Here is an 8589-nt window from a genome sequence, read left to right on the forward strand (position 1 = left end):
CTGTCGATCAGATTGGCCGTGACGAACCGGCCTTTTCCCGCGAGGTCCGGCAGACCCCAGGCCGTCTGAATCCGCCGCCACGCCGAAGGCGCGGGGAAATGCTGCGGCATCATGACTTCTCTTTACTTCGCCGCGTGGGCGGGCAATTCGCCCGCCTCGGCAACGAAGAGGGGCCCGGCCAAATGCTCGCCATGCCAAGGTGCGAGCGTCGGGAAGTCCTTGACGTGCTGGGCGGCCGCGGGCAAGTCGCTGCCCGGCGTGCGGAACTCCTCGTTGTACTGGTCTGTTACCCGCTCTGCTGACATGAGGCGTCCCCTCCTGCTCGATGGCGGCTGGGCCTCTCGGCCCGCAGGGGTAACTGTTTCACCCTGCCATCCGGTGCGACTCAATTGCGGCTCAATTCTCGATCAACGGCCTCTGTGGACACTGGACATCCGCTTTGAGAATGGAATACTTGAACACCCGAAAAATAATACTTCTGCAACCATGGGGAACGTTTATTTTCGGCCATGCCGCAAGAGTGGCGAACGCCCGTGGAACACATCCTGCCGATGAGGGGAAGGCCAATGGCCATGAGTTGACCTCGATTCTTCCGAGGGTTGACGGCGATGCCGTGAGCGGCTGGCTGCCCGATATGTCCCGTGCCGTGTCGGGACTTCCCGTTCGCTCCGGCGACCTCCTCCCACCGGCCTCGGCGCCAGGCTTCGTACTCGGCGGGCACGCCGTTTGAGGTGTGGCCGGTCGTTGCGTGCTTGTCGGAGGGGGGCCGAGGTGCAGCCATGGAAGTACTCCTTCCCTCTGGGCCGTGAACGCTCCGCACTGGATGGTTCGGGGCAGTAGTGGTGTGCAAGGGGCTGCGCGGGCTCTGCACCCAAACATACGGGTTGCATGCTTAAGAAGCATGGCATGTTGCGTATGAGGCAAGTCATGGGGTGCTGAGGCTGCCCGGCGGGCAACGGGGGTATTCGGGATCAGAAGCGGCGTGCGGCCCACGCGGTGCGTTCGGTGCGTACCGCCAGGTCGTCGCGGCGCAGGATGCTGTGCGGGCTGCCGGTGTCGAGGAGCCGGTCGAGCGCGGTGAGGTCCTCGGTGGAGAGCTCCCCGACGGCGGCGCTGCGGATGCGTTGCAGGCTGCTGAGGGCGTAGCGGCCGATCGCTTCGCTGCGGGTGCCCTCGATGTTCACGGTGATGGTGTGTTCGCCCTCGATCCTGAAGCCGGCGGCGGTCAGCATCGGGCCCCAGTCGGCGCCGCGATGGGGCACGTGTTCGGCGTGGAAGCGGTCGGTCGCAGCGTGGCAGCGCTCTTCCAGGCCGGGCCGGTCCTCGGGGGCGCTCTCGGGCAGGAAGCGGGGGAAGCCGGCCAGCTCGACGACGGCGAACAGGCCGCCGGGCGCGAGCGCGTCGTGGACGGTGCGCAGGGCGCGGTCGGGGTGGGCCATGTGGTGCATCGAGGCCGACGCCCACACCAGGTCCGGTGAGCCGAGGTCGGGCCAGGCGGGGTCGTCGAGGTCGGCCTGCACGGTGCGCACGCGCTCCTTCATGCCGCGGGCGCATGCCTTTGCGCGCAGGTGCTGGAGGTGTCCGGCGGATGTGTCGACGGCGATGACGTGCGCGTCGGGAAAGCGGTCGAGGAGGGCGAAGGTGCCCGCGCCTGTGCCGCAGCCCAGATCCACGATCTGACGCGGGCCGGTCTTCAGTGGCAGCCACGCGGCGATGGAGGCTATGTGCTCGGCGAACACCTCGGCGTCCAGGTCGAGTATCTCCGCCTGGCCGTCGGCGTCGTGCTCCTGGTGGCGGCCGTGCTGAGCGCCGTGGTGGGGGGTGTGCGGGTGCGCTTGGTCCATGCCTTCACCGTAGGACGGTCATGCGTTTGCGGCACGATAGCTTCCTGTTTAAGCAAGACGATGGCCGGATGCGCTGCCCGACGCGCAAGATGTCGCCGTCGCGCGGCCCGCCCATGTCATTCAGAGGTGCCCTGAGCGTCGCAGTTGCTGTTCTCGCGCTGGTGGCCGCGGCGGGCGTCGCGGTCGAAGATGCCAAGGATCTCGCAGGGTCCGCCCTCGGCGCCGATCGCGTGCGGCATCATCGTGGGGAACTCGGCGGCCTGGTTGGTCTCGATGCGGAAGCGGCGGTGGCCGAGCATGAGGACCGCGGTGCCGGACAGGACGACGAGCCATTCGCGCCCCGGGTGGGCACGCATGCGCGCCGGATTCTGCGGCGGCGGATTGGTCATGCGCTGGCGCACCACGCTCATGCCGGGATCGCCCTTTACGGGCCAGCGCATCAAGCCGTGGGTACCGTCGATCATCGGGCTGGTGACAACATCGTCGGCGGCGTTCTCCACGAGCTGATCCAGCGTGGTGTCCAGGGCGCGGGCGAGGATGACCAGCTGATCCAGCGCGAGGCGGCGCTGGCCGTTCTCGATGCGGCTCAGTGAGGACTGGCTGAGGTTGGCGCGGGTGGCCAGCTCTTCCAGGGACCAGCCCTGCGCCACCCGCAGGGCGCGGATGCGTTTGCGTACGAGGCTGTCCAGCTCTCCATCTTCTTGCGTCATGGGCAACATCGTATGCCCTTGATGCAATGCGGGGTTAGCGTCGTGTGCAGATGGTCCGGAGCGTTTGGGCCAAGCGCAAGGAGAGTGTAGGAGGCCATGGCTGTGACGACTTCCCCGTACGCGAGCGACGTACTGCCCGGTGGGACCGTCGACGCGGTGGTGATCGGCGGTGGTGCCGCGGGGCTGAACGGTGCGCTGATGCTCGCCCGCTCCCGCCGCTCGGTCGTTGTGATCGACAGCGGTACTCCGCGCAACGCGCCGGCCGAGGCCATGCACGGTTTCATCGTTCTGGACGGCACCCCGCCCCCCGAGATCCTTCGGCGGGGCCGGGAGCAGGTGCGCCAGTACGGTGGCCTCATCGTCTTCGGCGAGGTGGCCTCGGCCGAGCCCGCCGCCCTGTCGGCTGACGGGGATCTGCGTTTCGCCATCACCCTGGCCGACGGCCGGAGCGTGACCGCGCGCCGAGTGCTGGTGGCCACCGGCCTGCGCGACGTGCTGCCTGAGGTTCCCGGCCTGGCGGAGCACTGGGGACACGGTGTGGTGCACTGCCCGTACTGCCACGGCTGGGAGGTGCGCGACGAGCCCATCGGCATCCTCGCCACCGGTCCGGCCTCCGTCCACCACGCACTCCTCTTCCGCCAGCTGACCGAGGACCTGACCTACTTCACCCACGGCACTTCCTTGGATGAGGACACCCGCGCCCGGTTCGCCGCCCGCGGCATCCGCATCGTCGACACCCCGGTGCGGGAGGTCATCAACAACGAGGACGGCACCCTCGCGGGAGTGCGCCTGGCTGACGGCCAGGTCGTAGCCCGCCGCGTGCTCGCGGTCGCCACGCGGATGCAGGCCCGCACCGAGGGCCTGGACGGTCTGAAGCTGCCGATGGAGGACCTGCCCGACAACATGGGCCGCCGTTTCGCCTCAGGCGTGGCCGGCACCACCGAGGTGCCGGGCGTGTGGGTGGCCGGCAACGCCACCGACCTCACCGCCCAGGTCGGCGCCTCCGCAGCGGCCAGCGCCCTGGCCGGCTCCCACATCAATGCCCTGCTGGCCACTGCGGACACCGCCGCGGCCCTCGCCGCAGCCCAGGGCGAGGCATCCACCCCCTGACGTCCCGGCGCGGCACCGGCCCACCGCTCGACCGCACCCGGCGATGCGCGCGGTTGCCGGGCCCTGCCCCCTTTACTCGGCGACCGGCGCTGCTCCGGCGCTGAATCAGCACGCCCTTTTGAGAGGAATTTCGTGAGTACGAACCAGCCTGTACAGGCCGCTGAAGCCGGCGGCGGGGGTATACCTGACGCGCGTCAGCTCCGCACGATCCTGATCACCGTCTCCATCGCGCTGATGGCCGTCATCGCCTCGGTGTCCGGGCTGAACGTCGCGCAGACCCACATGGCCGTCGAGTTCGGCGCCTCGCAGAACACGATCCTGTGGATCATCAACATCTACACGCTCGCCCTGGCCGCACTGCTGCTGCCGCTCGGCGCCGTCGGCGACCGCCTGGGTCGCAAGCCCATGCTGATCGCCGGACTGGGTGTCTTCGGCGCCGCGAGCGTTGTTGCGGGCCTGGCCCCGTCGGCCGAGGTCATGATCGCTGCGCGCGTGGCCAGCGGTATCGGCGCCGCGATGATCATGCCCATCACCCTCGCCGTCATCACCTCCACCTTCCCCGAGGAACAGCGCGGCAAAGCGATCGGCGTGTGGACCGGCGTCGCCGGAGGCGGCGGCATCCTGGGCATGTTCCTCTCCGCCCTCCTCGTCGACGTCGCCAACTGGCGCTGGCTGTTCGTCCTGCCGGTGGTCCTGATCCTCGTGGCCCTGGCCATGACGCTGAAGTCGGTTCCCAACTCCCGCGAGACCTCGGCCCATCGCTTCGACACCGTCGGCGCGCTGGTCTCCACCGTCGCCGTGATCGGCCTCATCTTCGTCCTGCAGGAAGGCCCCGAACGCGGCTGGACCGCCCCCGCAACTCTGATCAGCCTCGCCGTCGGCCTCGTCGCCGCCATCGGCTTCGTGGCCTGGGAGCTGCACCGTCGCGACGCCTCACTGCTGGACGTGCGCCTGTTCCGCGAGGGCGGCCTGGCCGGCGGTTCGATCACGCTGCTGGTGGTCTTCGGTGTCCAGGCGGGCATCGCTGTGGTCCTCTTCCCGTTCTTCCAGGCCGTGCTCGGCTGGTCGGGACTGCTGTCCACGGTGGCGCTGATGCCCATGGCCGTCATGATGATGACGACCTCCGGCCTGGCCCCCAAGCTCGCCGCACGCATCGGCTCCCGCTCGACCATGGCCGTGGGCATCGCGCTGGCCGGCGTCGGCCTGGCGCTCATGGCTCTGTTCGTCTCCGTCGACGGCGGATACCTGACCATCCTGCCCGGCATGCTCGCCATGGGCATCGGCATGGGCCTGTCGATGACCCCGTCCACCGAGGCCATCACCGGCTCCCTGCCGCGCGAGAAGCAGGGCGTCGCCTCCGCCCTCAACGACGTCACCCGCGAGTTCGGCACCGCCCTCGGCGTCGCCCTGCTAGGGGCGCTGCTGGCCAACGGCTACCGCAGCGCCATCGACGGCCGACTGAACGGCATCCCCCAGGGGATCGCGGACACCGCCCGGGAGGGCGTCGCCAACGCCGTCGAGGCGGCGGGCAGCGCCGGCCCGCACGCGCAGAACCTGCTCCACGCCGCCCAACAGTCCTTCGTCGACGGCTGGCAGCACGCCATGTGGGCAGGCGTCGCCGTCATGGGCGTCCTGTTCGTCTACATCGCCTTCCGCGGCCTCAAGAACACGACCCCTGCGGTCGCGGACGAGACAGAAGCCACCGAGGCCGTCGCCACCCGATGACCACATAGGAGCGGGGCACACAGCGAGAAGACCGCTCGTGCCATAGCAGGGTGTCCGGCACCGCGATCGCGGTGCCGGACACCCGCCCAGACCAGCTCTATCGCACTCGCACCCTTGCCAAGCAGCACCGAATACCCAGCCCCCAACCAGGAGAACCGCTGATGAGCACCATCGAGCTGACCGCCAAGACCTTCGACAAGGTGATCTCCGACAACGATTTCGTCGTGATCGATTTCTGGGCCGAATGCGGCCCCTGCCGCAAGTTCGGGCCGGTCTTCGAACGGGTCTCGGAAAAGCACGATGAGATCGTCTTCGCCAAGGTCGACACCGAAGCCCAGAAAGAACTGACCCAGGCATTCGAAATCACATCGATCCCCACCCTCATGATCGTGCGCGAGAACATCGCTGTCTTCCGCCAGCCCGGCGCACTGCCGGAGGCCGCCCTCGACCACCTCATCAACCAGATGCGCAACCTCGACATGAACGAGGTCCGCGCTTCCGTCACCGCGGCGCAGCAGAGCAAGGGTGCAACTCCAGCCCGACCTCGCGCATCCGTTCCTCGATCGCCGCCAGCACGGTGCGTGCCCGCGACTCGCTGACACAGTGGACCACCGCGTCGTCCACGTAACGCTCGAACCCGATGCCGGGGAACTCCCGGGCCATCCAGGCGTCGAACGCGTAGTGCAGGAACAGGTTGGCGAGCACGGGCGAAACCGCTGACCCCTGTGGGGTGCCACGGTTGCGCCCTTGCAAGGTCCCGTCGGGCAGTGCCAGCGGTGCGACCAGCCACCGCTTGACATACAGGACCACCCACGGCAGGTCGGTGTTCGCCTCGACCGCTTTGACGATCAGGTCCCACGGCACGGAGTCGAAGAACTTCCGGATGTCCAGATCGATCACCCAGTTGTTGCCCCAACAGCGTGCCCGGCAGACCCCGACCGCATCCAGCGCGGACCGCTTCGGCCGGTAGCCGTAGGAATCCGGATGGAAGATCGGCTCGACCCTCGCCTCCAGTTCCCCGGCCACCACCGTCTGCGCGACCCGATCGGCGACGGTGGGAACGCCTAAAATTCTCGTGCCACCGCCGTGCGACTTCGCGATCTCCACCGCGCGGACCGCAGGAGGGAAGTACGTCCCCGAGGACATCCGGTTCCAGATCTTGTACAGGTTGCCCCGCAGATCCTTCTCGAACTCCTCGATCGACACACCGTCCACCCCGGCCGCACCCTTGTTCGCCCTGACTTTCTCCCACGCCTCCCAGACAGCCGACTTCGAGATCTCGAACGGCTTGCCTGATGATTTCAGCTCGTCCACGCGACTCCTCCCGGAGCACTTCCGGTTGATCGAACAAACGGCCACGAACGACCCGATCCCTTGGCCCCACCCCCATTACAGGGGCTTCACAGCTACTACGAACCGGTCCGCCAGCACGACCCGCGACGGTACTCAGGTCCCCTGCAACCACAAGGGACGCTCCATCTCGCCGCCCACGGGGCGGACAGTGTCGGGCCCTGCCTTCTCACGTTCCGCGTGAAAGCCGCAGATCGGGCTCGCGTCGCCTCCATGCCGGACACCGCCTGGCCAGTCGGCGGGCTTCCGCCAGGCTCATCCCGGGATCAAGTGGACACCCCGGTTTCGATGTCGTCTGTTTCTATTTCGACACGTCAGTAGCGATTCGCTTGCGCTCGCCTTCCCGATCCCCACCTGACGCCTCGTCGGGCGCCTTTTCCACATCGCTCACCACGATCGGCATTCAGTCGCCGCAGCATGTGGCGGTTTGGAGCCTCCCCCCGCAGGGCGACTCCGAAGGGCCAGAGCCTTCATCTTCCACGCAGCACCACCTCACGAAGCTCTACCTACATCGAGCTCCCTTCGGCGTTCGTGACACACCCACTTGTAGAACCACGCCTCCGACACGCCCAGGGCACGGCAGGACACCGTGTGTGGAATGTTGTGCCTGGTCCTCTGGTCGCTGATCACCCCGGCCACGACAGCCGGGTCCGCCACAGCTACTTCACCCACAGGACCATGCAGCGTTTGAGGACATCGCGCTCCATGGCCAGTTCCTTGTTGTCTTTCTTCAGCTGGGCATTCTCCCGCCGCAACCGGGCCAGCTCCTCGTCCGCGTCGGCCGGCCCGCCCTTCTCGGCCCGCTTGGCCCGCGAGACCCAACTCGCCAGCGTGGCCTCGTTGATCCCCAGGTCATCGGCCACCTCGCCGATCGGTTTCCCGGTCTCGGTCACGATGCGTACAGCCCCCTCACGAAACTCCGGCTTGAACACCCGACGCTTCTCCGCCATGACTCTCAACTTCCCCTGCAGTCACGGACTCCACGCTACGAGGGGGTGCGCCACGAGGCGCCGTGTGATCGAGCGGAGGTGAAAGGACTCCGCCGTCCGCCCGTCGTAGCGGGCAGACGAAGCTGACGACAGCCTGACCTGGAGGAACGCCGGGAAGGGCGGCAAGCAGTCGTGACGAAGTCGGGCCGGTTCAGCATCGCCGGATGGGCCGGGCCCGGTGAGCGAGACGGGAAGGTGTACGCGAGGAACCGGTGTTGTTACGCCTCTCGATAGCGTGCCAGCTCACTCAATCCGGTGAATATGGGCTGGTTGGCGGCGCGTATCCGGCAGCTTCCCGTCCCACCAGGACGGTGACTGTCGGTGAACTCCCGGGCAGGTTTCCCCTGCTGGGTCCGGGAGGCCACGGTGAAGGTCTACGGCGTAACCGTGGCGATGCCGCAGGGGCATAGCCGGGCACCTCACCCGTCGATCGATCGACGGTGAACGTGGGAACCGTCCGCGATCTGCTCCCGATCCCAGCCGCCGCCAGCGGTACGGAGCGGGATAGGCGCGTTGCCCGCCGAAGGACGCGGACGGGGCGGAGACGCCGTAGTACTCCGAGGCCGGGAAAGCCGGCCGCACGGGAAAGGGCGGCAGCGTGACAGACAAGGAGAGGACTGCAATGTCCGAAGAAGCCCCGGTGAACACCAGGGCCGGGACGGCCGCCCCTTTGCGGCCGGGTGTCCCGGTACGGAAGATGCAGCTCAAGTTGCACCAGTGGGCGCAGGCGGATGCCTCGCGCCGATTCGATGATCTGTACAACCTGGCTGCGCCACGAAAGCGCCCTGTTATATCCCCGGTCAAGCCGGGAGGAACTCGGAGGGATGTTCCTGGGTCCGATGGCTAACCTGAATCCGAAAG

General features: G+C 67.7%; 8 protein-coding genes. 3 read left to right on the forward strand and 5 right to left on the reverse strand.

Going from position 1 to position 8589, the window contains the following annotated elements; translation table 11 throughout:
* Nucleotides 1-122: 122 nt before the first annotated feature.
* From ACZ68L_RS46130 to ACZ68L_RS46140, 3 genes are all read right to left on the reverse strand, one after another.
* Nucleotides 123-305: a hypothetical protein gene (locus tag ACZ68L_RS46130; protein ID WP_469590808.1), complete on the reverse strand. Its 183-nt coding sequence runs from the start codon at nucleotides 303-305 to the stop codon at nucleotides 123-125.
* Between the two features lie 666 nt (nucleotides 306-971).
* Nucleotides 972-1844, reverse strand: a complete 873-nt coding sequence (locus ACZ68L_RS46135) for a methyltransferase domain-containing protein (protein WP_469590810.1) — start codon at nucleotides 1842-1844, stop codon at nucleotides 972-974.
* Between the two features lie 116 nt (nucleotides 1845-1960).
* Nucleotides 1961-2554, reverse strand: a complete 594-nt coding sequence (locus ACZ68L_RS46140) for a helix-turn-helix domain-containing protein (RefSeq protein ID WP_469590812.1) — start codon at nucleotides 2552-2554, stop codon at nucleotides 1961-1963.
* A gap of 96 nt (nucleotides 2555-2650) precedes the next feature.
* Between ACZ68L_RS46140 and ACZ68L_RS46145 the strand changes: the two genes are divergently transcribed.
* The 3 genes from ACZ68L_RS46145 (at nucleotide 2651) to ACZ68L_RS46155 (ending at nucleotide 5988) form a co-directional block, all read left to right on the forward strand.
* Nucleotides 2651-3664 carry an NAD(P)/FAD-dependent oxidoreductase gene (locus tag ACZ68L_RS46145; protein WP_469590814.1) on the forward strand — a complete coding sequence of 338 codons (1014 nt, stop codon included), beginning with the start codon at nucleotides 2651-2653 and terminating at the stop codon, nucleotides 3662-3664.
* Between the two features lie 132 nt (nucleotides 3665-3796).
* The gene (locus ACZ68L_RS46150; RefSeq protein WP_469590816.1) at nucleotides 3797-5389 is read left to right on the forward strand and encodes an MFS transporter; all 1593 of its coding nucleotides are present in this window, start codon (nucleotides 3797-3799) and stop codon (nucleotides 5387-5389) included.
* A 161-nt stretch (nucleotides 5390-5550) separates the two neighbouring features.
* A complete protein-coding gene (locus ACZ68L_RS46155) occupies nucleotides 5551-5988 on the forward strand; it encodes a thioredoxin family protein (RefSeq protein WP_469590818.1) in 438 nt (145 codons plus the stop codon).
* On the opposite strand, the gene ltrA is transcribed toward ACZ68L_RS46155, so the two are convergent.
* On the reverse strand, nucleotides 5891-6703 hold the full coding sequence (ltrA, locus tag ACZ68L_RS46160; protein WP_469590820.1) for a group II intron reverse transcriptase/maturase: 813 nt from the start codon (nucleotides 6701-6703) through the stop codon (nucleotides 5891-5893). The two genes, ACZ68L_RS46155 and ltrA, sit on opposite strands and share 98 nt — an antisense overlap.
* Before the next feature lie 695 nt (nucleotides 6704-7398).
* Complete coding sequence (locus tag ACZ68L_RS46165; RefSeq protein ID WP_469590822.1) at nucleotides 7399-7689, reverse strand: transposase; 291 nt, start codon at nucleotides 7687-7689, stop codon at nucleotides 7399-7401.
* Between the last annotated feature and the right edge of the window lie 900 nt (nucleotides 7690-8589).

The organism is Streptomyces sp. NPDC104309 (assembly GCF_055584025.1).

Bases quoted from the DNA above. Each gene is read 5' to 3' on its own strand.
- ACZ68L_RS46130 (WP_469590808.1), bottom strand. From the start codon at position 305: ATGTCAGCAGAGCGGGTAACAGACCAGTACAACGAGGAGTTCCGCACG.
- ACZ68L_RS46135 (WP_469590810.1), bottom strand. From the start codon at position 1,844: ATGGACCAAGCGCACCCGCACACCCCCCACCACGGCGCTCAGCACGGC.
- ACZ68L_RS46140 (WP_469590812.1), bottom strand. From the start codon at position 2,554: ATGACGCAAGAAGATGGAGAGCTGGACAGCCTCGTACGCAAACGCATC.
- ACZ68L_RS46145 (WP_469590814.1), top strand. From the start codon at position 2,651: ATGGCTGTGACGACTTCCCCGTACGCGAGCGACGTACTGCCCGGTGGG.
- ACZ68L_RS46155 (WP_469590818.1), top strand. From the start codon at position 5,551: ATGAGCACCATCGAGCTGACCGCCAAGACCTTCGACAAGGTGATCTCC.
- ACZ68L_RS46165 (WP_469590822.1), bottom strand. From the start codon at position 7,689: ATGGCGGAGAAGCGTCGGGTGTTCAAGCCGGAGTTTCGTGAGGGGGCT.